This is a genomic window from Chromobacterium haemolyticum DSM 19808 (assembly GCF_000711885.1).
GTDB lineage: Bacteria > Pseudomonadota > Gammaproteobacteria > Burkholderiales > Chromobacteriaceae > Chromobacterium > Chromobacterium haemolyticum.
This window is the reverse complement of record NZ_JONK01000006.1, coordinates 224064-250266: the sequence shown is the minus strand read 5'-3', so window position 1 is coordinate 250266 and position 26203 is coordinate 224064. Positions and strand designations below refer to the sequence as shown.

Sequence of the window (26203 nt, the reverse complement as noted above, 5' to 3'; positions counted from 1 at the left end):
GTTTTTTAACGTCCTTTGCTAGCCGTTTGGCGGGTGCGCGGCGGACATTGAACAGGTTCAAAGAGCGTGTTTGCGATCTTGCGAGCAAGGGCGAAACAAGGTGAAACCAGGGAAAAGCGGAATGTTCAAGTGGTGTATCGGCATTTCGCGGCGGCGTTCGCTGTGTGACATCTCCCTGCGCGGAGCGGATCGGAAACAGGTTCTAAAGAAAGGCGCCAACAGGGTTGGAAGCTCTGCGGCTGCCTGGAGACAGAGACAATGCAAGAATTTTTATTTCAGCACCCGCTGGAAGACGCGATGCGCGAGCGGGTGGGGCGTGAACTGGACACGCTGGAATGGCGGCATCGGGTGAGGGTGCTTTATGCCTGCGAATCCGGCAGCCGCGCCTGGGGCTTTCCGTCGCCCGACAGTGATTACGACGTGCGCTTCATCTACGTGCACGAGCCGGAATGGTATCTGCGCGTGATGCCGCAGCGCGACGTGATCGAACTGCCGATCAACGATGAGCTGGACATCAGCGGTTGGGAGCTGCGCAAAGCGCTGCGTCTGCTGCAAGGTTCCAATCCCACGCTGTGCGAATGGCTGCAATCGCCGCTGGTGTACCGGGCGGATCCGCAGGCCCTGCGCCTGCTGCGCGGGCTGGCGCCGGACTTCCGCTCGGACCTCAAGTGTCGCTGGCACTACCTGGCGATGGCGCGCAAGAACTTCAACGCTCACCTGCAGGGCGACAGCGTGTGCTTGAAAAAATACCTGTACGTGCTGAGGGCTTTGCTGGCCGTGCGCTGGCTGGACGCCGGGCGAGGCATGCCGCCGACGCGCTTCGCCCAACTGGCCGCCGGGGTTGTGGACGACGCCGAGCTGGCGGTTGAGATCAACCGCCTGTTGGCGGTGAAGATCGCCTGCGGCGAGTCCATGCGCGGACCGCGCCGCCCGCGGATCCATGCTTTCATCGAACAACAATTGGCGGCGGCGGAACCCGCGCCAGCGCTGCCAACGCCTCGTGGAGACAGCGCGCGGCTGGACCAGGCGCTGTGGCGCTTGGCCAAGCCGCTAGACCATGAACGGAAGCATTTTGAAGTTGCACTCACCGAGCCGCGTTTCACGACGCGTAGCAGATCGTAAACAGGTTCTGAGCGGCTGAACGAGCACGCTTGGCAAGTGGGCGACGGCGTCAGCTATCAGGGTCTGCTTTACCGCTGCCGGCAAGCTCTCCGGTCTGGACGCCGGGCGTGGCTTTTACGCCCTGGGGTCTGGCCTGAGTTGAGCCTGACGGACCCGCCGTTGCGGCGGCGGGCCGATTAAGGTTTGCGGGATGGGCGGCGCCGTTTACGGCCGCTTGGCCGCCCAACTGGCGAAGCGCTGCTCCAGCGCCTCGCCGTTATCGGTCCAGAACGCGGCGTCCATTGCCAGCGAACCGGCCATATTGGCCGGGTGGCTGGGCAAGTCCGCCTGGACCGCGGCCGGCAGCAGGCTAAGCGCCTTGCGATTGCTGGGGCCGTAAGGCATCTGCTCTGAATACAGCTTTTGCTGTTCCGGCCGGCTGGCGAAGGCGATGAACTTCATGGCCTCGTCCTTGTTGGGCGAGCCCTTGGGAATAGCCCAGTAGCTGAACTCGCTGATGTTGTTGAGCCATACCATCCGCAGCTTGCGGCCCTCTCGCCGCGCCAGGCTGATGCGGCCGTTGTAGGAAGAACTCATCACCACGTCGCCGGACAATAAGTATTGCGGCGGCTGCGCGCCGCTTTCCCACCATTGGATATAAGGCTTGAGCTGATCAAGCTTGCGAAAGGTGCGGTCCACTCCGGCCGGCGTGGATAGGGTTTTGTAGACCTGGGCGGGCGGCACGCCGTCCGCCAGCAGCGCGATCTCCAGCGTGTAGGCCGCGCCGCGGCGCAAAGCCCGCTTGCCGGGGAAGCGCTTCACATCCCAGAAATCGCGCCAGCTTTGCGGCGCGGTTTTCAGCTTGTCTTCGTTGTAAGCCAGCACCATGGAGGCCAGAAACATGCCGATGGCGCAAGGCTGGGCCGCGCCCGGCACGAAGTCGGCCTTGTCGCCTATCCGTTTGTAATCCAGCTTTTCCAGCAGGCCCTCCTCACAGCCGCGTCCCTGCGCCGCGGCGTCCACCTCCACCGCGTCCCAGCGCGCGCGGCCGGTGGCCGCCATCGCCTTGATTTTGGCGAACTCGCCGTTCCAGGCGTCCGCGACGATGCGCACCCCGCTTTGGCGTTGATAGGGCGCGTAATAGGCGCGCGACTGCGCCGCCTGGTTCTCGCCGCCATAGGACACTACCACCAGTTCGCTGGCGGAGGCGACGCCGCCGGCCAGCAGGCTGGCGGCGATGCTCAGATACGTCAGTTTCATGACCAATCTCCTCTTGTGCTGCGGGGCCGGCTTAGATCCGCTAACCCAACCCCTGATCCTGCGTTGCGCCGACTTGTCGTACGACTTGTACTGCCTGCGTCGGCGCGCCTTGGCTCAGGTTCTCTTCGTGGCTTTGTTAGCGGCTTTTAGCCTTGCCGGATTGAACAGTCTAGGAAGCGATCAAAAAACTGTAAATTTTATTTTGATTTTATTAAAAATTTGTTGCGGCACTGGCCGGCTTTGAGCGGGACAGGCGCTGTGCAAGCCTGCGCGGGAGAAGGCGAAAGCCGCTGAGCGAGCGGCTTTGCTGGGGGGGGGGAGTCTGTCGAAGCGGCACTCGCCGTGGACGCGTTACGACGCGCAGCGGAGATCCTACGGGCTGTTAGAACGTGTTTACGATCTAGCGATCACAGAGCGAGGCAGCGCAGCAGACTTTGAACAGCTTCTCAGAAGCTGGGCGGAGTAATCACCCATATCACAATGGTCTCGCCGCTGCCCGGGTTGCGGTAGCGGTGCGGCTCGCTGCTGGAATAGGCGAAGCTGTCGCCCTGTTCCAGATGGAACTGGCGCTCGCCCACAAACAACTCCAGCGAGCCCTTGAGCACAAAGCCGGCTTCCTCGCCGTTGTGGCTATAGCCCTCGTCGCAGCTGGCGCCGGGCGGGATCAGGCAATGGATCATCTCCAGCTGGCGCTGATTCCGGGGCGTCAGCAAGTGATCGACGAAGCCGCTCTGGTAGTCCAGCCGCGGCCGCTGCTCGCGGCGCACGATGTAGTCCTTCTCATCCTCGGCTTGCTCGGCGGAGTCATTGAAAAACCATTGCACCGTCACCCCCAGGCTGCGCGCGATATTGACCAGCGCATTGATGGACGGCTGGGCCAGCTCGCGTTCTATCAGGCTGATGTGGCCCACGGACAGGCCGCTGGTTGCGGCCAGCCGGCTCAGCGTCAGGCCCTGGCGCTTGCGTAGTTGGCGGATGCGGGCGCCCAGCTGCAGCGGGGCCTCGGCGGCGGATGTTGCGTTTTTGCTCACGATGAAATCCTGTGCGACGGCGCTTGGCCGCGGTTCATGCTTGAATTTTATTAAAAAAATTTGCAATAAATTTTAATTTAAGCAAAATCAAAGCGCCACTGCGATGGCGTCCGCCAACCCGATCAAAGGTCCACGCGATGAGCACCTTGTTCCCCTTGCTGTTCTCCCCGCTGCGCATCGGCCCGGCGCTGCTGAAGAATCGTATCATGTCCACCGGCCACGACACCGTGCTGCCGGAGGATGGCCGGGTCAGCCCGGCGCTGGTGGCCTACCACCGGGCGCGGGCGCGCGGCGGCGTCGGCCTGATCGTGCTGCAAGTCTCCGGCGTTCACGAAACCGCGCGCTACACCTCGCACGCCTTGATGGCCACCGACGACAGCTGCGTGCCCGGCTACCGCCAACTGGCCGAGGCCGTGCACGCCGAAGGCTGCAAGCTGTTTGCCCAGCTGTTCCACCCCGGCCGCGAAATCATGGAAAGCGCCGACGGCCTGCTGAGCGTGGCCTACGCGCCGTCGGCGACGCCCAGCGAGCGCTTCCACGTGCAGCCGCGCGCGCTGAGCCGCGAAATGATAGACGAAATCATCGCTGGCTACGGAGCGGCGGCGCGGCGGCTGCGCGCCGCCGGCGTGGACGGCGCCGAGATCGTCGCCAGTCACGGCTATTTACCGGCGCAATTCCTCAACCCCCAAGTCAACCGCCGCCAAGACGGCTATGGCGGCGACGACGCCGGCCGGCTGCGCTTCCTGCGCGAAGCGGTGGCCGCCGCCCGTGCCGGCGGCGGGCCTGGCTTTGTGGTGGGTCTGCGCATTTCCGCCGGCGAGGAAGAAGGCGAGGGGATGGACGCCGAGCTGGCGCTGGCGGCGACGCGGGCGCAGGAGAGCGAACTGGACTACGTCAGCCTGGTGGCCGGCAGCTCCGCCACCCTGGGCGCGGCCATCCACATCGCGCCGCCGATGGCGTTGCCGGCCGCCTACCTAGCGGAGCAAGCGGCGCGCTTCAAGCGCGCGCTGAGCATCCCGGTGTTGCTGGCCGGGCGCATCAACCAGCCGCAGGAAGCAGAACAACTATTGGCCGGCGGGCAGGCCGACGGCTGCGGCATGACCCGCGCGCTGATTTGCGACCCGGAACTGCCGGCCAAGGCCGAGCAGGGCCGGCATGACGACATCCGCGCCTGCATAGGCTGCAACCAGGCCTGTATCGGCCGCTTCCACCGCGGCCTGCCCATCTCCTGCATCCAACACCCGCAAAGCGGCCGCGAACTGGAATACGGCGAACTGCGGCCGGCCGCCGCGCCGCGGCGAGTGCTGGTGGCCGGCGGCGGCCCGGCCGGCATGAAGGCGGCGGTGATCGCGGCGCAGCGCGGCCATCAGGTCAGCCTGTACGAAGCGGGCCCGCAACTGGGCGGCCAGGCGCTGCTGGCGCAACTGCTGCCCGGCCGAGCCGAGTTCGGCGGCCTGATCACCAATCTGGAACGGGAGCTGCAACTGGCTGGCGTGGAAGTGAGGCGCAACGTTAGGGTGGACCGCGAACTAGTGCGGCGGCTGGCCCCGGACGCGGTAGTGGTGGCCACCGGCGCGCGGCCGCGCTGGCCGGCGCTGGAAGGCGGCGGCGCCATGCAAGTGCTGGACGCCTGGCAAGTGCTGCGCGGCGAAGCGGTGAGGGGAGGCAAGGTACTGGTGGCGGACTGGCGCTGCGACTGGATTGGCCCCGGCATCGCGCTGCGGCTGGCCGCCGCCGGCCATCAGGTGAGGCTGGCGGTCAACGGCACCCACGCCGGCGAAGCGCTGCAAATGTATGTGCGCGACCACCTGGCCGGCCAACTGCAGCGCGCCGGCGTGGCGGTAACGCCGTACGCGCGGCTGTACGGTCACGACGACGACAGCGTGTATCTGCTGCACACCGCCAGCGAGGAAGCCATGGTGGAAAGCGATGTGGACTGCCTGGTGCTGTGTCAGGGGCACCAGGCCGAGGATGGTTTATTGGAGGAATTGAGCGACTGCGGCGCCGAACTGCACGCGATAGGCGATTGCCTGGCGCCGCGCACCGCGGAAGAAGCCATCTATGAAGGCATGCGGCTGGGCTGGCGTTTGTAGCTGCCGTCAGCCGGCGATATGCGCCGTCAGGCCGCTGGCGCAGGCGGCGACCTGCTCGCCCAAAGTGTGGCCGTCCGGGTAATCGCCGCCGTTCTGGCGGCGGAAGGGAATCGGCGCTTCATCCCACACCCCAAGCAGCCTCCGCCGCCAGGCGTCCTTGGCCGCATCCAGTTCCGCGCCGGCAAGGCGGTTGGCGTCGTACACCGCATGGGTGGGCAGCACCTCCATGCCGGGGTAGAACAGGCAGCCATGTGTCACGGGAAACAACAGTTGCTCCAGCGGCCCGTTGATGCCGCGCGGACCGTAGTCCCGCTCCGGCCCGCCCACCATCGCGGCCAGCATTGCGCGTTTGCCGCTCAGCGCGCCGTCGCCGTAGCGCCAGCGGTTGCCTTCGTTGCGATAGCCATAGGCGAAGCCGTAAGCGTAGACTCGGTCAATCCAACCCTTGAGCAAGGCGGGCAAGCCGTACCACCACAGCGGAAACAGCATGATCACCAAGTCCGCCGCCAGCAGTTTTTGCTGTTCGGCCGCCACATCGGCGCTCTGCCGGCCATTGGCGTAAGCGTGCTGGGATTCGGAGATCAGGAATAAGCGCTGTGGATTGATCCGGTCCGGGAAATCCTGCGCGTCGGCGCCGGCTTTCCAGCTCATTGCGTAGAGATCGGACTCCATGACCTCGCAGCCCTGCTGTTGCAAGGTCTGCCGCGCCAGCGCGGCGAATTGGGCGGTTAGCGACGCCGGGTCCGGGTGGGCGTGGATGATCAGGGCGTGTCGGTTCATGCGGCCTCCAAGCGTTTAAAGGTGGAAAGCCGTCAGTCTGACGCGTGGTCAACAATTCGTGAAATCACGGTTTTTATTGCTTACTATTCATCAGATGGATACCAAACGACTCGACCTCAATCTGCTGGTAACGCTGGAAGCCTTGCTGGTGGAACAGAACGTGACGCGCGCGGCCGCGCGGCTGAGCTTGAGCCAGCCGGCGGTGAGCGCGCAATTGAACCGCCTGCGCGAATTGTTTGACGATCCGCTGCTGGTGACCGTCCACCGCGGCATGTACCCCACGGCCAAGGCGCTGGAAATGTTCGAGCCCTTGCGCAAGGCGCTGAACGAAGTGCGCGCCACCGTGGCCGGACATCAGGACTTCGAGCCGGCCAGCGCGGACCTTACCGTGGCTATCGCCTGCACCGATTACCTGCAAGCCGCGTTGCTGATCCCGCTGGCGCGGGAACTGCACAAAAGCGCGCCCGGCGTGCGGGTGGCGGTGCGCACGCTGGACCCGCACCGGCTAGAGGCGCAGCTGGAGCAGGGCGATCTGGACCTGGCGCTGCTCACCCCGCCGGCCGCCCCGTCCAAACTGAACAGCTGCCGGCTGTTTGACGAACACTATGTGCTGATTGGCCGCCGCGACCACCCCGCCCTGAAGGAAGGGCTGAGCGTGGAAGAATACGCGGCGCTGGACCACGTCATCGTGTCCTTGGACGGCAACGGCTTCTTCACCCCGGTGGACCGCACGCTGGCGGCGCTGGGCCTGCGCCGCAACGTGGTCTTGTCCGCCGCGTCCTTCCTGTTTGTGCCGGAAATGGTGGCGCAGTCCGACTTTGTCGCGCTGGTGCCGCAGCGCCTGGTGCAAGACCGCGGCGACGCGCTGAAGCAAGTGGAGTTTCCGCTGCCCACGGAAAGCTTTGAAGTGGGCATGGTCTGGCATGACCGCACCCAGCAGCACCCCGGCCATCGCTGGATGCGGGACTTCATTGTTACCCTGGTTAATGCTCAGGCGGGGTCGGCGGCGGACGCGGTGCCTTTGTCTTAAGCCTGTTCTCGATCTCTTGAATCCGCTGCGCAGATGATGTTTAGGGTACATGGCCTGCCACGCACGGCACTCGGTGCACGGCTACTCTTGTCGGACCCCGCCGGCTTGACGCCCTCCCGCTCCTCCCCAACAATAGCCCCCGCGCCGCAGCAATCGCGGTGCTCGGGATTGGTCTCCCGATTATGAGTTCTTACTGCGGATGCGCTGTTTCTACAGCGTATCCGTTGCCATTGCTTTGCCTATTCGGGCGGGCCGTGGCAAGTGGCGCCCTGATGGGCGCGCCGGCTTTCGTAAGAGCTCACCGGTAGACCAACTCTTGTCATGTGCCCGCCCTGCCGCCTTGCGGCCGGGCCCTTCTGCTCAGGAGGTTGCAAATGGTAAAGCTAGTCCGTCCGGTGCTAGGCATCGAACTCACTTCGTCCGCTACTGAAACCCAAGATACCCGCCTGGATTCCGTATCCCAACTCCCGCCGCTAGGGCCGCGCTCCCGTTACCGGTTTGCCGGCCCCCACGCCAAAGACCTCAGCCTGCCCTTCATCCGCCGTATCGCAGGCCGTACCTATCCACATTACTGGCAGCCGGCCGAGCCTAAGGATGAGTTTGAAGCCTGCGCCTTGGGCCGCCAGTACGCCGCCCACTTGGCGCAGATGCTGAAGCTCAACCGCCAGCACTCGGCACGCGGGCTGCTGTTCCGCATCGCCAGCGATATGGATTTCAGCGACCGCAGCCACCGCCGCAGCATGTGCAAAAGCTTCTTCAACTATCTGGAGATACTGCTGAACTTGGGGGCGCAACAGGTGGACCTGGCGCAGCACGTGGAGGCGATGCAACGCTTCCATCTCAGCCTGGACGAGTTGGAAACCTTGCAGCGGAAGCCGAGGCAGAAGAAGAGGAGCTAAGAACCTGTTTACGATCTTGCGAGCTAGGGCGAGACAAGGCGAAAACGAGCGAAAAAGCGGAATGGTCAAGTAGTACATGAGCATTTTGAGCTTGCTTTCAACGCCGTATCGCCGACGCGTAGCAGATCGTAAATAGGTTCTAAGCCGGGAAGGGACAGCCGGCCCCATTGGGGCTGGCTGTTGGGAAGGGGATAGTTACCCCGGAAAACAGCCACATTCGTATCCAGCAAAGCAGGGGCGTTTCGGTTGACACTCCCTCGCTGAACTGAGACCCTTCCCGCTTCCATTTTTTTGTTATTGCTCGCCATGAAAATCACCGCCAACACCGCCGTTACCCTGCGCATGAAAGTTACCGATAGCCAGGGCCTGGTTTACGACGATGGCAAAAAGCCCGTCTCCTACCTGCACGGCGATTACGACAACCTGTTCGCCAAGCTGGAAGCCGCGCTTGAAGGTCAGGAATCGGGTTTTCAAACCACGCTGGAACTGGCTACCGAAGACACCTTCGGCGCGCGCGACGAAGCCCTGGTCACCACCATGCCCAAGGCGGACTTCCCGCCCGGCGTGAAGGTAGGCGGCCAAATCCAGCGTATCGGCCCGGATGGCGAGCCGCGTTACTACTTCGTTACCAAGATCAAAGGCCCCACGGTATTGTTGGACGGCAACCACCCGCTGTGCGGTAAAACCCTGCGCTTTGCCGTCAAAGTGGTGGACGTGCGCGCGGCAACGGCTGAGGAAATTGCTCACCAGCATGTGCATGGCGAGCATGGGCATCAGCACTGATAGCTCCTGCCTCATATAAACAAAGCCCTCCCAAATTGGGAGGGCTTTTTTTGTCTGGGGCTTGGTGGTTAGGGGGATTGGCTGCTGATATGAGGAGGAGATGAATAGAGCAGGGGCTGCTAGTCGTCAAAAGTAGTGGGTAGTGGCAAATTTGTTGAGCGTCTATAACTCGGCCAAAGCAGACAGCAAGCAGCCCGATTTTGAACGACGGCTTTTACCCTCAGAAAAGTCATTTAGCTCTGACGCCTTTGGAAATATTCTTTTAGGCGTTGGTAGCTGGCATCTTGTGCAAAGTTTGGCGCAGCGTGCAAGATTTCGTCCAAGCATTGTCCCAACTCTCGGGGTGCCCACTGCTGGTTAGCAATCACTGAATTTAGCAGTTGTAATGCCTCGGCAGGGAACTGTCTGCACAAACCGGATTCGTGTAACAGGTGTACGACATAGTCCGGGTGTTCGATCGGTTTTAGCCAGTCTTGTACCGCAATCAAGGCTGACTTGAATTCTCCTCGGGCCGCGATCACCAAATGACTCAAAGAGTCTGCAATGCGCGGGGTGGCCAAATTGCGAGACTTTGGCCAGATCTGTTGCCAAAATGGCAGGGCACGATTTTTCCAATAGTCCTCACGCTGATTCGCCGCACCTTCAAGCGCTTGGGAGAGAGCCTGCGCCGACTCCTCCAGACCTTCTTGTGGAAGTGAACCAATCGCAGATCGGAACTCCTCCACGGTGTATCCCTCAGTCGGGCCTAATGCTGCATAGGTTAGGAATGTCGCGAATTGCTGGCGGTGCGTGCCAAGATCGGCATAGTGGTTGGCGCTATCCAGAAACTGCGACTTGAAGGCTATCAACAACGGCTGGTACAAGCGAGGCGACCAAAGGAAGCCTTCCCACACAGCCTTGGCTTCGACGGGATTTCTCCAGTTGAACAGCGGCAGCAGGTGCTGTTCGGTCCATAGGCGGTCCACACGGAAAAAAGCGATCAGCCGCGAACCTAGCAGCACCCGACCGTGGCGGAATCGCTCAACTTGCACGTCACACAGTGTGGTGAAGATAGGCTTCAGGTCAGCTGGGATCAGATCGTTGTCGTTCGGGTTCTGTTTAAACCAAAGATTGATCAGGGCTTGCGTGATATGCCCAATGGGGTGATTAATGGCTGAGCCAACGGGGTCGTAAGTTTCGACGCCATTTCGTATGATGCGAGAACCTGAGCCTACTTCTAGCGGCAGAGCCAGTACACGGCTGCATAGGCCCAGCAGAATGTCCGCATGGCGGTTTATCGATTTGGATGCAGACTGGAGCCACCAGGTGACAGCGTGGGCAATCTCCTGAAGTACGGCATCGGGCATAGTCTGTACCAGCGGTGCGGCGTATCCCCAGGAGCGTAACACCATGCCTTCTTCAGACCAAGCCTGCAGAGCCTCGCGCCACCGGCCGGTGGGCCACACATCATCCTTTGCCAGATCGCACAGCGCGGACAAACTGTGAAAGAAGCGCGTGCGGCAAACCTCACGCCACGTATCTTCGTAGAAAGGACGCCGTTCAGGCGTAGGCTTGATGAGCCATTGAACCAGCTCCTGCCGCTTTCGGGGAGCAAGGTCGACATCCCGGCTGTCCTCGTAATCCGGATCGCCAGTACCACTCATCCAGTGTGAGAACTCGTCACGCTCGTTGGTCGCCAACTGCCATTGAGGATGGGCGCTGGAGATTTCCACCAAGCGTGCCGCTGCAGTCGTTCCCAGTGTGAGGCCCGATATGTTCAGTTTGGCCAGATGCAGCCAGACCGAGCGTGCCACTATATATTGCCATCGATCTTCCTCCAGGTCATCCACGTACATATTGCGCGGAGGCCCTCTCAAAATGGCAGCCTCTAGGCGTTCCTGTGCGGCTCCTGCCAAATGCCTCCCCTGCAGGACGAACAGTCTGAACACCTCCCGCCCCATCTCTGCGGACCACAACCACCACTCGTCATCGGCCAACAGCCAATTCACCCACTGCTCGGGAGGGATGCAACCATCTAGACTGGCAGCAAACAAAGCAAGGCGCTTAAAGGTTGGGTATGGCAGTTCAACCCAGCTCTGTGCGATTCGTGTCGCGCGTGACCTGTCGTTGGCGCGAACTGCCATCCACGATTCCCGCAGTAATTCGATCAGGCTCACCCAGTCCCGGAGCCCCCTGTTCTGCCAGTGAGGCGTGATGGAGGGCAGATCCCAATGCGATTGATCGTTACGGTCGTCGGCCTCGCCCAACTCACCCAGCAGGTCCAGTGCATCACGCAATAACAGTTGAAAATCATCCAGCAGAAGCGGTAGGGCAGAAGTCCAATGCTCGTCAGTCAAATCGTGCAGAGAGGAATACACGTGATCAGCGGCCAGCGCGAGTTCCCAGTTCACCAGTTGCTTGATTCGCGTGGGTTCATTAGTGCTGCTTGAGTCGTCGTCGCCCCAACGAAATGGCTTCTCCAGAACAATTTTGGGTGCAAGCAACTCTCGCAATTCCAGACGCAATGTGGTGGTCAGTTCTTCTCGCTTAAGACGTTCTTTCCACCTAAACAAATCGTGATTGTGCCACGGCGACTTGACCCGGCCACTAAGCAGAAGGCGCCATAACGTGCGCATCAAAGGACCGGGAATGGCATTGGGTGCGTGCAAACGAATTTCATTGAGCTCGGAGGTTTTGCCATCACGCTCTAGTAGAGCAAATCGATCCAGCTCGTGTTCGATCAGCCAAAGCCAACGGTCGTGTATCTGTCCGCCCCGTTCCGCAATCCAGATGACCAATCGGGGGTCATCCAGGTGGCGCACCAGCCATCGAGCCAAATGAAACATCACTTCATCCCACTGGGTGCCCGTGATGCCACCGGAGGCAAGCAGCATCGGCCATGCATGGTCATAGGGCGCAGGCCGCCGAATTAGGCTGAAGCGCAGCTTGGTGTTCACTTCGTGATTGGGTTGCACGCCAAAGCGAGTCAGATCGCTGTGCTCGAAGCGCTCGTGCGCGAAAGGCTCCAGTAGCCAGTCCAGTGAAGGGGCGGGATTGAAGTCGGCAAAGCGTTTTGTCGGCAAACCCGATTTGTCCGATAAGGCCCAAAGCATCCGCCCGACAAAATCATCCTGCTGTGTACTCTCCTGAGGGCGCGTCAGGGCGTGTTTAACGACGATGGCCTCTTTTCCCTGCACGCCATCGCGGTAGGTGTCTGCCCAAGCATACAGAGTCTCGTGCAGCGCTGAATGGTCGTAGCTGCCAGCCGGGACAGTGTAAAGGATTGGAGTGACGCCCTTGGCTTCCCATTCAATGGTCTTCCGGTGCTCTTGCCCCGGTTCGCAATCGCCCAGTGCCCAGGCTTGAGGTGTGACTTCACCCAGCATCCGATCAGCCGCCAGCGCATCCATCATGTAGCGCAGCACAGGGTCGTTGATGCTGTAGCCGACAAAGCAGACCACATAATTGCGGAACAGCTCGCTTACAAAGCGAGCTGCCCAGCGTTCGGTTAGATACGCCAAACCGAAATCACCGCTAGTGACCACCAGACGGTTTAGGGCTGTGTCGTCCAGCTTTTCGGGTAACAAGCCGTGTAGGTAGACCAGCCCATTCCAGCGGCTGTTCTTCGGAATCGGTAGCATTGGGGCTGCGTAAGCCTGGAACGTTTGGCCCGTGCGTTTGGCCGCTGCGTGAAAGATGCGGTCGAAGTTTGTAGTAACCAACCGTAGAGAGCCCTCGCGGCTGCGCGCTAGACGCAACAGCGCCACCTGAGTGTCAGTAGCACCTTTGCGTCGGAGTTTAGGCTCCAGGGTCTGTGCAAGTGCGCGACGAACTGCTAGTCGCTGCCCTGGTAGGCGCCTCTCCAGCAGGTCGAGTGTGGCATCGTATTGCCCACGCTTGAAGGCCTCTTGCTCAATCTCCGAATCAGAAAGTACTGTTCCGTTTAATCGGTAGATTTCATTTACTAGTCCTTTGAAGTCCGGCAAACCGGCAGGGTAGGAAATACCCGCCCCACAAAAAAACACTACGTGGCCTTCCTCGTGTGCCTGCAAGAGTGTGTCGGGGATGTCAGGACCATTTGTGACGAATTGCATTTCTTCTGTAACCTGTCCAAAACATATAAAAAGAACACCCTCTCTCCTGAGGTTATGCTACTGAGGGCCCAAATTGACTAGTCGCGTCCGGCTCATAGCAAACATTGTATCTATCTGACATTAACTGATGCTATGACGAGAGTGTCCGAAATTCTGTGTAAACCGACTGTTATCTAGCAAGTAGCGGAAGGACCGTTTTGGCCGAATAGCCGAACAACAACATGTCCCATCACAAACCCTTCACCCACCCCCCAATCAAACCCCCGCCGCCACCTTCTCCAAACTCGGCAAGGTATGGGTATACAGCTTGGCCAAGTCATTGGGGCTGGCGATGGTTTCAAAGTGCTCCATCTTGATGGCCAGGAATTGTCCATTACTGCCATCGCGCACTTCGCCCACTTCCAGCGCTTTCAGCGCGCTTATCCAGTACCAGTTCTGGCCCATGTTTCCCTTATCACAGTAGGCGTACCACAGCGGCAGGCGGAATAGCCGCTCGAAGGTGAGTGCTTTTTTGAGTTCTTCCTCCAGGCTGAGGGTGAGTTCGCCGCGCGATGGGGTGTAGTTCTTGGCGTCGATGGCGATCATGCCCAGTGAGGGCAGCAGGAGCAGGAAGTCCGGCCGTTTGGCCGTGCCATGGAATAGGGTGGCAAAGCTGTTTTTGTTCTGACAGATGCCGACATAGGCCAGCTTGTGCTGCTTGAACCAGGCGTTGAGCGCTTTCTCGCCCTCATGGCCCTTTTTTTCCGCTGAGCTGGGGGCGGGTTGGGCTGGAGCGGAGGGCTGAGTTGTGACTGGCGGCAGGCTAGGCGCGGAAGTTTGCGCGCTTATTGGGCTAGCGGGCTGGATAGGCGTTATGGCTTGCGGCGGCGTGGGCGCGGCGCTTGGCTGTGGAGCGGGAACTGCTGCCGGTTTGCTTGCTTGTTGTGGGGGACGATTCTTGAAAATATTTGCGAAGGTGAATGCCATGGTGTCGTTTGGACTGGTGATTTAGAAAAGGATGAGGGCGGCTAGCCGGTTAGCCGCGCCTGGTCCGCCTGATACGCCGCGTCGCGGTCGCTGAACAGACCCAGGCGCACCAGGCGGGCGAGAATGGCGCCGCGGCTGCGGCCCAGTTGTTTGGCGATGGCCTGGCTGTCCGGCTGGGCCGGGCTGTGCCACAGGGTTTTCAGTTGCTGGTCGTCGGCCATGGTCCAGACCGCGCCTTGCTTGTCTGCCGTGGGCGGCGCGGCGGGTTTGGCCGGCGGGGTTTCCGTGGCGGCGGGCACGTCCCAGAGCGGCGGCAGGTCCAGTGCTTGCATGCGGGCGTTGTCGGCCTGCATCGCCGCTTGCTGGTGGTCATACAGCCCTAAGCGGACCAGCCGGGAGACGATGGCCAGCGGGCTGCGGCCCAGTTTTTCCGATAGTTGGCGCACCGGCGCGGGGGAGGCTTCCCACAGCAGGGTTAAGCGGTTGTCTTCCGCTATGGTCCAGCGTTGGCCCTGGCGTGCGCCGCCGGGGGCCACTTGTGGCTCAGGCGCGGAGGGTGGGGCGGCGTGTTGTTTGGCGACGCGCTTGAGCTGCTCGTAATACAGTGCGCGCGCCTTGTCCAGCGCCGGGTCCTTGGGGGTGCCCAGCGGGTCGCGCCGGCCGGCCGGGTCTACGCCCAGGACCAGTTGTTCGACGATTTCGAGTTCTCTCATAGGGATGCCCGGAGCCGGTCTCGCATTGCTTGCGGGGCGGGTGCCGCCGTGGATAAGCCATGTTATCGCCGCAGCCGGGTTCTATGCAAATTGAGTTTGCGGCGCACGGCCCGGGGGCGGGCCGGCGCGCTTTAGAGCCTGTTTACGATCTGCTGCGCGTCGTGAGACGTCACACGGTGCGTACCGCTTCGAAATGCTCATGTACCGTATGACCATTCCGCTCCTTCAGCCGCAACGCCGTATCGCTGAAGCGCAGCAGACTTTGAACAGGTTCTTAGGCCTCGATTTCTATCAGGGTGGGATTAGCGGCGGCGGCGGCCTGTTCCAGCGCCTGGCGCAGCAGCGGTTCCGGGGTGCCCAGCGCCAGGGTTTCGGCGCGCCAGCCGTAGGCGCGGGCCAGCGCCGGGAAGTCCGGGGTGTAGAGGTCCACGCCCAGCGGTTCCATATCGGCGGAGCGCATCGCGCTTTTGATTTCGCCGTAGCCGCGGTTGTTGAGCAGCAGCACGATCAGGCGGGCGCGGGTTTCCATCGCGGTGCCCATTTCCGCCAGGGTGAACTGGAAGCCGCCGTCGCCGGCCAGGCACAGCACCGGCCGGTCCGGGTCGGCCAGCGCGGCGCCGATGGCGGCGGGCAGGCCGTAACCCAGCGCGCCGAAGCCCACGGAGGCGTTGAACCAGCTGTTGCCGCGCGGCGCGCAAAAGCCCAGGTTGCCGGCGTAGACCAGGCGGGTGGAGTCTCCCACCCAGCGCGCTTGCGGCAGGATGTCGCGCACGCGGTGCAGCCAGGCCAGGTCGGCGGCGTTTTCCGGTTCCATTTCGGCGGCGGCCAGGCGGCGGGCGGCGTCGGCGCGCTCTTCGCCCTGGCGGGCGGCGTCGGTCAGCCGCGGTATCAGCAGTTGCAGGGTTTCTTTGGCGTCGCCCAGCAGTGGTAGATCCGCGCCGCGGCCGCGGCAGAGTTGTTCCGGGTCGATGTCGATGCGGATCAGCGCGCCGGGCAGGCGGAAGCCGCCGTCCACATACATGTCGAAGTCGGTGGGCCCGAGTTCGCAGCCCACGGCCAGCACCACGTCGCTGGCGGCGATCAGGCGGCGCGCGGCCGGCAGCGAGGGGCTGCAGGACAGCGCTAGCGGGTGGCTGTCCGGCAGCGCGCCGCGCGCGTTGATGGTCATCAGCGCCGGCGCGTCCAGCACTTCCGCCAGCCGGGTCAGTTGCGGCGCGGCTTGGCGCGCGCCGCCGCCTATCAGCAGCAGCGGTCGTTCCGCGTTGGACAGCAGGCGGGCGGCGTGGTCGATGGCGGCGGGGGCGGCCGGCCCGCGCAGCAGCCGCGTTGCCGGCGCATGCGGCGGCGGCAGGCCGTCGGCGGGCGCGGCCATCAGGTCCAGCGGAATTTCAATGTGCACCGGGCGCGGGCGTGCACCGTCGAACACGGCGAAGGCGCGCGCCAGCACTTGCGGCAGTTCCGCCGCCGCGGTCAGGGTGTGGCTGAAGGCGGCGACTTGGCTGGCCAGCGCGTGCTGGTCCGGCAGTTCGTGCAGGTGGCCGTCGCCGGAGCCCAGCTTGCCGCGCGCGTTGACGCCGGAGATCACCAGCAGCGGGATGGAGTCGGCGTAGGCCTGGCCCATGGCGGTGGCGATATTGGTGAGGCCGGGGCCGGTGATGACGAAGCAGACGCCGGGTTTGCCGCTGACGCGGGCGTAGCCGTCGGCCATGAAGCCCAGGCTTTGTTCGTGGCGGGCGGCGATGTGGCGGATGCCGCTGCCGGCCAGGCCGCGGTAGAGCTCGATGGTGTGGACGCCGGGGATGCCGAACACGGTGTCGACGCCGTAAGCCGCCAGCCAGGCGGTGAGGTAGCTGCCCAGGGTGGTGCTCATGCGGATTCCTTTTGTCTTGGCGCGGCGGTGCGCAGTTGGCCGGCGAAGCGGGCGATGCGGCGGCAGGCTTCGGCCAGGCGTTCGTCGTCCACCACCAGGCCCAGGCGGATGAAGCCGGCGGCGGTGGGACCGAAGGCGGCGGCGTCCAGCACGGAGACGCCGGTGGCTTCAAACAGCTTCCAGGCGAAATCCCCGGCTTCCAGGCCGCAGCCGCGCACATCCAGCAGCAGGAACATGCCGGCTTCCGGCAGTGGGCATTGCAGGCCGTCCACGCCGCTGAGCAGGCTGTGGGCCAGATCGCGCCGCCGCTGGTACAGCGCGCGGACGGGTTCGACGAAGGCGTCGTAGTCTTGCAGCGCCAGCAGCGCGGCTTGTTGGATGAAGCCGGGGATGCCGTAGAGCATGCACAGGGCCAGCGTGCCCATGTGCTGGATCAGCGGGCGCGGGCCGGCGGCCCAGCCCAGCCGCCAGCCGGCCATGGCGTGGGATTTGGACAGGCTGCCCAGAGTCAGTGTGCGTTCCGCCATGCCGGGCAGCGCGGCGATGCTGTGGTGCGGGGCTTCGAAGCAGAGGCCGGCGTAGACTTCGTCGGCCACCACCCACAGATCGTGGCGGCGGGCCAGCGCGGCCACCGCGGCCTGTTCTTCCGGGCGCAGCGCCGCGCCGGTGGGGTTGCAGGGGGTGGCGAGGAAGATTGCACGGGTGCGCGGGGTGACGGCGGCTTCCAGCGCGGCCAGGTCCAGGTGGAAGCCGTCCGCGGGTTTCACCGGCACCGGCACCAGCGTGGCGCCGCTGGCGCGGATGCTGGCTTCGTAGGTCAGGTACATGGGCTCCGGCACCAGCACTTCGTCGCCGGCCTGGCACAGGCAGAGCGCGGCGGAGAACAGGCCGTTTTGCGCGCCGGCCACCACGATGACGTTGTCGGCGTCCATCTCCAGGCCGGTGGCGGCGGCATGGCGGCGGGCGATGGCGGCGCGCAGGTCGGCGCGGCCATCCACCGGGCTGTAGTGGGTATCGCCGTCGCGCAGCGCGGCCACCGCGCGTTCGATGATGGGGGCCGGGGTGGCGAACTCCGGGTCGCCCACGCTGAGGATGATCACGTCCTCACCGCGGGCGGCGGCTTGTTGCGCAGCAAAGTGGATGTTCCAGGCATCGACGCGTTCGCCGGCGATGCGTTCGACCAAGGGGGAAAAGCGCATGGAGGTCTCCGTAACAATGGGGTAAGACGGCACTGGAACCCGTTTTCAAGACGGGATCACCTTCGCGAAGCAGATCGTAAACAGGCTCTTAGAATGCGGTACGGACCGGCAGCCTCCTCTCCAGCCGCAGGAAGACCCGTTCTATCAGCCAGGCCAGCGCAAAATAGATCAGCGCCACGGTCAGCAGCGGTTCGTAGGTGCGCAGGGTTTGCGCGCGCACCAGGTTGGCCGCGCCCAGTACGTCCATCACCGCCACGGTGGAAGCCAGCGCGGTGGATTTGAGCAGTAGCACGGTTTCGCCGGCCAAGGACGGCAGCAGGATCAGCAGCGCGCGCGGCAGCCAGATGCGCCGCGCCGCGGTCAGCCGCGACATGCCCAGCGCGCGGGCGGCTTCCAGTTCGCCCTTGGGCACGGCGGCCAGGCCGCCGCGCACCACTTCGCCCACATAGCCGGCCACGCTCAGCGCCAGCGCCAGCGCCACGTACCAGAATCCTTCTCGCAGGTAAGGCCACAGCGGGCTGTCGCGCAGCGCCGGAAAGCCGGCGAACAGGCTGCCCAGGCCGTAATAGAGCACGTAGATCTGCACCAGCAGCGGGGTGCCGCGGATCAGGTTGGTGAAGGACAGGCTGAGCCAGGCGAGGAAGGGCTGGCGGGACAGCCGGGCAAAGCCCACCGCCACGGCCAGCGCGAAGCCCAGGCTGCCGGAAAGCAGCAGTAGTTGCACGGTGATGGTGACGCCGCGCCAGAGCATGGGGCCGTAGTCTTGCAGCCATTGGAAGTTCATGCGGGTCTCCCGTTCACAGCGCCGGTTGCCAGCGGCGGAAGCGGCGTTCAATCAGGCTGAAGCCGGCGTTGGACAGCAGGGTCATCAATAAGTAGATGGCGGCCACGGTCAGATAGAACAGCAGGTACTGACGGGTGGAGCCGGCGGCCTGTTTGGTGGTGAACAGCAGTTCGCTGTAGCCCACCACGCTGATCAGCGCGCTGTCCTTGATCAGCACCAGCCACAGGTTGGCCAGGCCGGCCAGCGCGTAAGGCATCATCTCCGGCAGGATCACGCGGCGCGCGGTCAGCCAGCGGCCGCAGCCGAAGGCGCGCGCGGCCTCGATGTGGCCGTGCGGTATCGCCTGCACCGCGCCGCGCATGATTTCCGCCGCGTAAGCGCCTTGCACGATGCCCAACACCACGATGGCGGCGGCGAAGCCGTTCACCTCCACTTGCGGTTGGCCCAGCAGCGCCGCCAGCGCGTTGATGGCGTCCCCGCCGGCGTAGTAGAGCAGCAGGATGAGCAGCAGCTCCGGCAGCGAGCGGCATACGCTGGTGTAGGCGTTGGCCAGCCGTTTGAGCAGCGGGTGGCCGCCCAGTTTGACCAGCGCGGTGGCCAGGCCTATGACCAGGCCGAGCGCGAAAGCGCCCAGCGAGATTTCCAGCGTGACCACGGCGCCTTGCAGCAGGGCGGGGCCCCAGTCGCGGACTACGGCGTCGTAGGCTTGTTGCAGTGAATCCAGCATCTATGCTCTCCCTGGGGCGGCGCAGGCGGACGGGGCGCTGTCACTTGGCGTCCGGCGAGATGTTGACCTTGAAGTATTTCTTCTGGATGGCGTCGAAGCTGCCGTCGGCGCGCAGTTGCAAGATGGCCTGGTCGAACTGCTGTTTGAGCGCAACGTCGGCCTTGCGCAGGCCGGCGCCGATGCCGGGGCCGAACAGCGGGTCCTTGGGCGCTAGTCCTTTGGATTCCAGGCCGGCGCCGTCCTTGCCGCCGAGGAAATCGCTGGCGGCCAGCGCGTCCAGCAGCATCAGGTCCACGCGGCCGGCGACGAGGTCGGCGTTCAGTTCGTCCTGGGTGTTGTAGTAACGGATGGCGGAGCCGGCGCCGTAGTATTTCTTCAGGAAGTTGGCGTTGGTGGTGGCGGATTGCACGCCCAGGGTCTTGCCCTTGAGGCCGGCCGGGCTGAGGACGGTTTTTTGGCCCTTGGGGCCGACGAACTCAGAGGCGGTGTAGTAGTAAGGCAGGCTGAAGGCGATGACTTTTTCCCGCTCCGGGGTGATGGACATGGAGTTGAAGATCACGTCTATCTTCTTGCTGTTGAGCGCGGGGATGATGCCGTCCCAGGACACTTCGGTGATCTGACAGTTTTGCTTGAGGCGCTGGCACAGCTTGCGCACCAGTTCCACTTCAAAACCGCTCCATTGGCCGTTGCTCTGTTTGATGGTGAATGGTGGGTAGGGCTCGGCGGCGATGCCGATGCGCAGCGGGTTGGCGGCGGCCGAGGCGGCACAGCACAGGACGGCGAAGGCGGCGATGAGGGTGCGGAGTGGCTTCATGGGGTTTCTCCCTGGGGTGTCAGGCGTTGACAAACTGGCGGCAGCGTTCGCTGCGGGGCGCGGCGAAAATCTGTTCCGGCGGGCCGGCTTCCTCTATGCGGCCCTGGTGCAGGAACAGCACTTTGCTGGAGACTTCGCGGGCGAAGGCCATTTCATGGGTGACCAGCAGCATGGTGCAGCCTTCATCGGCCAGCTGGCGGATCACCCGCAGCACTTCGCCCACCCGTTCCGGGTCCAGCGCGGAGGTGGGCTCGTCGAACAGCATCACCGCTGGCCGGGTGGCCAGCGCGCGGGCAATGGCCACCCGCTGTTGCTGGCCGCCGGACAAGAAGGCCGGATAGGCCTGGCGCTTGTCCGCCATGCCCACTTTCTCCAGCAGCGCCTCGGCCAGCGCCACCGCTTCTGCGCGCGGCTGGCGCAAGACGCGCACCGGTACCTCGATCAGGTTCTCCAGCACCGTCATGTGCGGCCACAGATTGAAGTTCTGGAACACCATGCCCAGCCGCGAGCGCAGCCGGTCCACTTGGCGCGGGTCGGCCGGCACGCGCCGGCCGCGCTTGTCGGTGCGCAGGGCGATTTCCTCGCCGGCGATCAGCACCCGGCCGTCGTCAGGAACTTCCAGCAAATTGAGACAGCGCAGCAAGGTGCTCTTGCCGGAGCCGCTGGCGCCGATCAGCGACACCACTTCGCCGGCGGAGGCGGCAAAGGAGACGCCGTCCAGCACCACTTGGCTGTCAAAGCGCTTGCGCAGGTTTTCCACCGCGACGATGGGGGTGGGAGGTGGGTGGATGGTGGGGGTGGGGTGATGCATGAATCTCTCCTCCTTGCGGCTGTGGCAGCCTACTGTAGTTGTGAGCCGCACCTTGGTGCGACCGTGCTAGGAGTGGCAACATCCATGCCAGCGGGTCCGTTTTTTAATTGCATGAATTTAAAAGGGTTTTGTGCTTGCTCGCGGCGATAAAAACCGTCAATACTGCAACTATTCATAAAAACGCCGAATTTTTGGCACCCGTGCTTGAAGCAGCCAAGAACCTGTTCTCGATTTCGCGAGCTAAGGCGAGATAAGGCGAAAACGGCTGAGAAAGCGGAATGTACAGGTGGTACATGAGCATTTCGAAGCCGTACTCACCGTGTAACGCTCCACGACGCGCAGCAGATCGAAAACAGGTTCTTAAGGGGAAGGGGGAGACATGGATGCAGACCTGAGCCAGGGCATTGCGCTGTTTGGCGATTTTTTCGACGCGATCGGCCTGTCGGTGGCCATCATCGATCAGGACGGGCGCTACGCCTATTACAACCAGGAGTGTTCGCAGCTGGACGAATACACCGCGGAGCAGGCGCTGGGGGCCTATCTGCTGGAGCTGTACCCGGAGCTGGACGAGAACAGCAGCACCTTGTTGCAGGCGCTGCGACAGGGCCGCAGCTACCGCAACCATTATCAGCGCTACCGCAATCCCAGAGGCAAGGCTGTGCATCAGGTGCATACCACGCTGCCGCTGAAGCGCGCCGACGGCCGCATCGTCGGCGCGGTGGAATTGTCCCGCGATCTGACCGTGGTCAGCCCGCTGCATCAGGCGCTGGTGGATTTGCAGCAGAACGTGGAGGAGGAGGCCGACGGCGGGCTGATGGGCATCATCACCGACGACGCGGCGATGAAGCAGCTGATCCACCAGGCCCGGCGGCTGGCGCGCGCCGACGTGCAGGTGCTGATCCACGGTGAAACCGGCACCGGCAAGGAATTGTTCGCCCGGCTGCTGCATCAGGAAGGGCCGCGCGCCGAGCGTCCCTTCGTGGTGCTCAATTGCGCGGCCTTGCCGGAGCCGCTGTTTGAAAGCACCTTGTTCGGCACCGTGCGCGGCGCCTTCACCGGGGCCGAGGACCGGCGCGGGGTGCTGGAATCCGCCCATGGCGGCACCTTGTTTCTGGACGAGATCAACTCGCTGCCGCTATCCATCCAGGGCAAGCTGCTGCGGGCCTTGCAGGAGGGCACGTTCAGCCGGGTGGGCTCTGGCGCGGAGGTGCGTGTGGATGTGCGAGTGGTGGCTGCCAGCAACGAGTCGCCGCAGCGGATGCTGGACGAGCGCAAGATCCGGCCGGACCTGTTGTACCGGCTTAACGTGGGCTGCCTGGCGGTGCCGCCGCTGCGCGAGCGGCTGCGTGACATCCCGCTGCTGGCGCAATCCTTTTTACGCAAGCACGGCAAGGTCACTGGCCACCGAGTGCAGCGCATCAGTCACGCGGTGATGGAGCGCATGCTGCGCTATCACTGGCCGGGCAATGTGCGCATGCTGGAAAACGTGCTGTTGCGCAGCCTGATCCTGTGCGAGGGCGGGGACGAACTGGACTTCCTGCTGTTGGAGGAGGAGGGCGAGGCGGCGGAGCGGCGCGCGGAAGAGCGTCGGCCGCCGGCCCCGCCGCCGCCGGACGCCGAGGGCACGCTGGAGCAGCGGATGGCGAGCTATGAGCGCCGGCTGCTGGTGGACTGCCTGAAGGGCTGCGCCAATCTGACCGAGGCGGCGCGCCGGCTGGGCCTGCCGCGCGCCACCTTGCAGTACAAGTTGAAGAAACACGGGATACAGCTGGCGCGCACGGTGTTGGGGTGAGCTGGGCATGGCGTCCCTCGCAGCTGAGTAGCGGGTAGAGAGCGAGAGCGCTTGGCTGTCGATCAAATAACCCCAGGGTTATTGACGGGCCCGTCGTAGAAGCTACAATAAGCTCTGGCCGATAGCCTGCTCAAATGTCTTGCGTGCAAGAGCGCGACAAGGTGAAAACAAAAGCAGAATGTAGAAATGCTACATGAGCATTCTGAAGCTGTTCTCACCGTACTGTGTTTACGAGGCGCAGCAGATCGTAAACAGACTCTAAGCGTAGGGGCGACGCCGTGACCAGCAAAGAAGTCATCAGCATGATAGAGGCCGACGGCTGGTATCTGGTTGCCGCCAAGGGAAGCCATCAACAGTTCAAACACCCGATCAAGACCGGCCGGGTGACGGTGCCTCACCCCAAGAAGGACATACCGATAGGCACACTGAACAGCATCAAGAAACAAGCGGGTCTCAAGTAAGGAACCATTATGTACTACCCGATTGCAGTTGAACCCGGTGACGACCAACATGCCTACGGCGTCATCGTGCCGGATCTACCCGGCTGCTTCTCCGCCGGAGACACCCTGGATGAGGCCATCCGTAACGCCCGCGAAGCCATCGAACTGCATCTGGAAGGGCTGGTGGAAGACCTGGACGTTATCCCTTTGGCCAGCAGCGCGCAGGCTCATGTCGGTAAATCCGAGTTTGCCGGCCATATCTGGGCGCTGGTGGATGTGGACATCACTCGCTATCTGGGTAAAGCGACCAAGATCAATGTCACGTTGCCGGCCAACCTTCTGCACCGTATCGATGAATATGTCGCTTCCCACCCGGAATACGATAGCCGCAGCGGTTTCCTGGCCAAGACCGCGCTAGAAAAGCTGTTGTGTCGGCCGTAAAAGTGGTTAATTTTGCTGTTTGACCATGGATGTGCCGCGTCGCACTCAGCCTCTTAAGAACCCGTTTACGATCTGCTGCGCGTCGTGGACGCGTTACACGGTAAGTACGGCTTCAGAATGCTCATGTACCACTTGTACACTCCGCTTCTTCAGCCGCAACGCTTTGTCTCGCCTTAGCCCGCGAGATCGTGAACAGGCTCTTAGGCCTGCTAACAAAACCGCGCAGCGTACCTGAGCCAAGGCGCGCCGACGCAGAAAACGAAGTTTCTGCGAAGCTACAGTACAAGTGGTACGACCAGGAGGCGCAACGCAGGATCAGGGGTTTTGTTAGCGGGCCTTAGTTACAAATCCAGCACCAGCGGCCCGCTCCCCGCCGCCCGCGACACGCAGATCATGATGCGCTCCTGGCGCTCCGTCTCGCTCAGGTATTGGTCGCGGTGCTCGGCATCGCCGGCCAGCAGCCTGGTTTCACAGCTGCCGCAATAACCTTCCCGACATAGGCAGTCCGGCCGCAGCGCGGTCTGCCGCTCTATCGCCGCCAGAATGGATTCCTCTGCGCCCACCCGCACTCGCAGGCCGGAGCGGGCCAGCTCCACTTCGAAACTAGCGCCCTCCGCCGTCGCGTCGGCGCTGAAGCGCTCATAGTGCAGCCGGCCGGCGGGTAAGCGTCGCGCGCAGGCGTCCGCCGTTGCCGCGATCAGCCGTTCCGGCCCGCAGACATACACCTGGCTGTCCGCTGGCGCGGCGGCGATCAAGGCGTCCAGGTCCAGCCTGCGTCCGGCTCGGCTCTCGTACAGGTGGATTCTGGCGTCGCCTCGTTCGCTTCGGTTGGCCAGCTGAGCGGCGAAGGCGGCGCTGGCGGCGTCGCGGAAGGCGTAGTGCAGCTGGTAGGCGTCATTGCCCAGCGCCGCCATATGGGCGATGAAGGGGGTGATGCCGATGCCGCCGGCGATGAACAGCCGCGGGCCGGGAGCGGCGGCCAGCGGAAAGCGGTTGGCCGGCGCCTGCACGCGCAGGCGGCTGCCCGGCTTCAGCGCGTGCAGATAGCTTGAGCCGCCGCGCGAATCCGGCTCGCGCTTGACCGCGATGCGGTAGACCCCGCCGCCGGGATCCAACAGCGAGTAGGCCGCCGGCCGGCCCGGAGGCGGCATGTCCACCACAATGTGGCTGCCGGACGGACAGGGCGGGGCCGGGCCGTCCAGCGGCCGCAGGGTGAAGGCTTTGACTCCGGCGGCCACGTCTTCGATGGCGCAGACTTCGGTGACGATGGCGGACATGCGCGGCGCTCCGGTTCAGCCGCGGTAAGCGGCGGCCACCATCTGGTGGAAGTAGGCGATGCCGTGTTCGCTGATGCCGCTGCGCTGGCTGTCCGCCATGATGCGGCCCTGGCCGCGGTAGCCGCGAGATTGCAGCCCGCGCTGCACGCTTTCCACCAGCCGCAGGTCCTCGGGGCGGAATTCGTCGCGCGCCCAGCTGACGAAGCGGCGTTGCTCCTCGTTCAAATCCTGATTGAGGAAGAGAATGTCGTAATGCTGGACGGTGACGCCGGCGGATTCCGGAAACTCGTAGATCACCGTCATCGCCGCGTCGCCGGGCACCACATTGAACATCACGCCGGGCCACAGCCAGTAGCCGTTGAAGGCCTGGTTGGCGGCCTCGCCGTCAAAGGCGTAGCTGCTGTCGCTGGACTGGGCGGCGCCGCGCTGCAAGGTCCAGCGGCCGTGGAAGCTGTGGGTGTAGCCCTCGGTGGACACCGATTGCGAGAAGCTGGGGTGGGCCGGCGCGCAGTGGTAGCACTCCATATAGTTGTCGACGATGACTTTCCAGTTGGCCGGGGTGGTGGTGACCACGCGTTCGGCTACTTTCAAGTCCGCCACTTGCGGGCACACTTGCATGAAGTGCTCTTGCAGGCCGGCGTATTCGACGTCAATGTCCGGCGCGTCCGGGTCCATGTTGACGAAGACGAAGCCGCAGTATTCCGCCACCCGCAGCGGGCTCAGATGGTTTCCGGCCCGGTCGAAGTCCGCCACTTGCTCGCAGTTGCGCGCGTGCGCCAGCTGGCCGTCCAGCTTGAAGGCCCAGGCGTGGTAGGGACAGGTGATCACATTCTTGGCTTGGCCGCTGCCGCTGAGCAACTCGTGGCCGCGATGCGGACAGACGTTGTAGAAGGCGCGCAGCGCGCCGTCGCGGTCGCGCAGCAGCAGGATGTTTTCGCCTATCACCCTACGGGTGACGTAATCGTTGGGCCGGGCCAGCTCGCTGCCGTGGCACAGGCACAGCCAGGACTTGGCGAAGATCTGTTCTTTTTCGTACTGGAATACTTCGTCGGCGGTGTAGCAGCGCGCCGGCAGGGTGTGAGCACGGTCGATGTCGCTGCAGAAATCGGCGGGCAGTTGCGGCGCGGCGGGCGGGAACTGGACGGCGGCGTACTGTTGCATGGCGGGGCTCCTTCAAAAGCCTGCGAGTGGGGGAGGGCTGTCGATGATTTAACGGCCTGCCGGCGGCGGCGGAGTGGATGGCGGCGACGCTTACTTTTCATTGCGCGACAATTTGGCATTGACGTGAACCGGGCGCTCGCGCTTATGCTGGGCTTTGA

22 protein-coding genes are annotated in these 26203 nt (G+C 63.5%); 8 read left to right on the top strand and 14 right to left on the bottom strand.

The genetic code is table 11. The features are described from left to right. Positions 1 to 258: 258 nt before the first annotated feature. Positions 259 to 1122, top strand: coding sequence for a nucleotidyltransferase domain-containing protein (locus tag BR71_RS06295; RefSeq protein ID WP_081862570.1), 864 nt, complete (start codon positions 259 to 261; stop codon positions 1120 to 1122). 204 nt (positions 1123 to 1326) lie between these two features. Here the strand turns inward: BR71_RS06295 and BR71_RS06290 are convergent, their stop codons facing one another. Both BR71_RS06290 and BR71_RS06285 read right to left on the bottom strand, forming a co-directional pair. Then, on the bottom strand, positions 1327 to 2361 hold the full coding sequence (locus BR71_RS06290) for an ABC transporter substrate-binding protein (protein WP_043634201.1): 1035 nt from the start codon (positions 2359 to 2361) through the stop codon (positions 1327 to 1329). Between the two features lie 446 nt (positions 2362 to 2807). After that, positions 2808 to 3392: a cupin domain-containing protein gene (locus tag BR71_RS06285; protein WP_231138225.1), complete on the bottom strand. Its 585-nt coding sequence runs from the start codon at positions 3390 to 3392 to the stop codon at positions 2808 to 2810. A gap of 137 nt (positions 3393 to 3529) precedes the next feature. On the opposite strand from BR71_RS06285, the gene BR71_RS06280 reads away from it, so the two are divergent. After that, positions 3530 to 5485, top strand: coding sequence for an oxidoreductase (locus tag BR71_RS06280; RefSeq protein WP_043634198.1), 1956 nt, complete (start codon positions 3530 to 3532; stop codon positions 5483 to 5485). 6 nt (positions 5486 to 5491) lie between these two features. On the opposite strand, the gene BR71_RS06275 is transcribed toward BR71_RS06280, so the two are convergent. Continuing rightward, positions 5492 to 6265 carry an NAD(P)H-dependent oxidoreductase gene (locus BR71_RS06275; protein WP_043634195.1) on the bottom strand — a complete coding sequence of 258 codons (774 nt, stop codon included), beginning with the start codon at positions 6263 to 6265 and terminating at the stop codon, positions 5492 to 5494. A 94-nt stretch (positions 6266 to 6359) separates the two neighbouring features. On the opposite strand from BR71_RS06275, the gene BR71_RS06270 reads away from it, so the two are divergent. The 3 genes from BR71_RS06270 (at position 6360) to BR71_RS06260 (ending at position 8977) form a co-directional block, all read left to right on the top strand. Continuing rightward, the gene (locus BR71_RS06270; RefSeq protein ID WP_043634192.1) at positions 6360 to 7295 is read left to right on the top strand and encodes a LysR family transcriptional regulator; all 936 of its coding nucleotides are present in this window, start codon (positions 6360 to 6362) and stop codon (positions 7293 to 7295) included. Between the two features lie 374 nt (positions 7296 to 7669). Continuing rightward, entirely contained in the window at positions 7670 to 8194 is a 525-nt protein-coding gene (locus tag BR71_RS06265; RefSeq protein ID WP_043634189.1) for a hypothetical protein, read from the top strand. Positions 8195 to 8500: 306 nt separating this feature from the next. Continuing rightward, on the top strand, positions 8501 to 8977 hold the full coding sequence (locus tag BR71_RS06260; protein ID WP_039755364.1) for an FKBP-type peptidyl-prolyl cis-trans isomerase: 477 nt from the start codon (positions 8501 to 8503) through the stop codon (positions 8975 to 8977). A gap of 233 nt (positions 8978 to 9210) precedes the next feature. Here BR71_RS06260 and dsr1 read toward each other — a convergent pair whose 3' ends face one another. The 9 genes from dsr1 to BR71_RS06215 form a co-directional block, all read right to left on the bottom strand. Beyond that, positions 9211 to 13050, bottom strand: coding sequence for an anti-phage defense-associated sirtuin Dsr1 (gene dsr1, locus BR71_RS06255; protein ID WP_043634185.1), 3840 nt, complete (start codon positions 13048 to 13050; stop codon positions 9211 to 9213). Positions 13051 to 13305: 255 nt separating this feature from the next. Continuing rightward, entirely contained in the window at positions 13306 to 14016 is a 711-nt protein-coding gene (locus tag BR71_RS06250) for a hypothetical protein (RefSeq protein ID WP_208854841.1), read from the bottom strand. 41 nt (positions 14017 to 14057) lie between these two features. Continuing rightward, entirely contained in the window at positions 14058 to 14729 is a 672-nt protein-coding gene (locus BR71_RS06245) for a hypothetical protein (protein ID WP_043634182.1), read from the bottom strand. Positions 14730 to 15003: 274 nt separating this feature from the next. Then, a complete protein-coding gene (locus BR71_RS06240) occupies positions 15004 to 16599 on the bottom strand; it encodes a 5-guanidino-2-oxopentanoate decarboxylase (RefSeq protein WP_043634172.1) in 1596 nt (531 codons plus the stop codon). Then, complete coding sequence (locus tag BR71_RS06235) at positions 16596 to 17798, bottom strand: pyridoxal phosphate-dependent aminotransferase (RefSeq protein WP_043634169.1); 1203 nt, start codon at positions 17796 to 17798, stop codon at positions 16596 to 16598. Before BR71_RS06235 ends, BR71_RS06240 begins: the two co-directional genes overlap by 4 nt. Positions 17799 to 17886: 88 nt before the next feature. Then, on the bottom strand, positions 17887 to 18582 hold the full coding sequence (locus BR71_RS06230; RefSeq protein WP_043634166.1) for an ABC transporter permease: 696 nt from the start codon (positions 18580 to 18582) through the stop codon (positions 17887 to 17889). A 13-nt stretch (positions 18583 to 18595) separates the two neighbouring features. Further along, the gene (locus BR71_RS06225; RefSeq protein WP_052370374.1) at positions 18596 to 19309 is read right to left on the bottom strand and encodes an ABC transporter permease; all 714 of its coding nucleotides are present in this window, start codon (positions 19307 to 19309) and stop codon (positions 18596 to 18598) included. A gap of 40 nt (positions 19310 to 19349) precedes the next feature. Continuing rightward, positions 19350 to 20123, bottom strand: a complete 774-nt coding sequence (locus tag BR71_RS06220; RefSeq protein WP_043634163.1) for a transporter substrate-binding domain-containing protein — start codon at positions 20121 to 20123, stop codon at positions 19350 to 19352. A gap of 19 nt (positions 20124 to 20142) precedes the next feature. Beyond that, positions 20143 to 20934 carry an ABC transporter ATP-binding protein gene (locus tag BR71_RS06215; protein ID WP_052370373.1) on the bottom strand — a complete coding sequence of 264 codons (792 nt, stop codon included), beginning with the start codon at positions 20932 to 20934 and terminating at the stop codon, positions 20143 to 20145. Between the two features lie 379 nt (positions 20935 to 21313). Here BR71_RS06215 and BR71_RS06210 point away from each other — a divergent pair, with 379 nt between their 5' ends. The 3 genes from BR71_RS06210 (at position 21314) to BR71_RS06200 (ending at position 23607) form a co-directional block, all read left to right on the top strand. Further along, complete coding sequence (locus BR71_RS06210) at positions 21314 to 22726, top strand: sigma-54 interaction domain-containing protein (protein WP_043634159.1); 1413 nt, start codon at positions 21314 to 21316, stop codon at positions 22724 to 22726. A 278-nt stretch (positions 22727 to 23004) separates the two neighbouring features. Further along, complete coding sequence (locus tag BR71_RS06205; RefSeq protein WP_043634155.1) at positions 23005 to 23187, top strand: type II toxin-antitoxin system HicA family toxin; 183 nt, start codon at positions 23005 to 23007, stop codon at positions 23185 to 23187. 9 nt (positions 23188 to 23196) lie between these two features. Next, positions 23197 to 23607, top strand: coding sequence for a type II toxin-antitoxin system HicB family antitoxin (locus BR71_RS06200; protein ID WP_043634152.1), 411 nt, complete (start codon positions 23197 to 23199; stop codon positions 23605 to 23607). Between the two features lie 341 nt (positions 23608 to 23948). Here the strand turns inward: BR71_RS06200 and BR71_RS06195 are convergent, their stop codons facing one another. Both BR71_RS06195 and BR71_RS06190 read right to left on the bottom strand, forming a co-directional pair. Beyond that, entirely contained in the window at positions 23949 to 24884 is a 936-nt protein-coding gene (locus BR71_RS06195; protein ID WP_043634148.1) for a PDR/VanB family oxidoreductase, read from the bottom strand. 15 nt (positions 24885 to 24899) lie between these two features. Continuing rightward, entirely contained in the window at positions 24900 to 26045 is a 1146-nt protein-coding gene (locus BR71_RS06190; protein ID WP_052370372.1) for an aromatic ring-hydroxylating oxygenase subunit alpha, read from the bottom strand. Positions 26046 to 26203 lie beyond the last annotated feature (158 nt).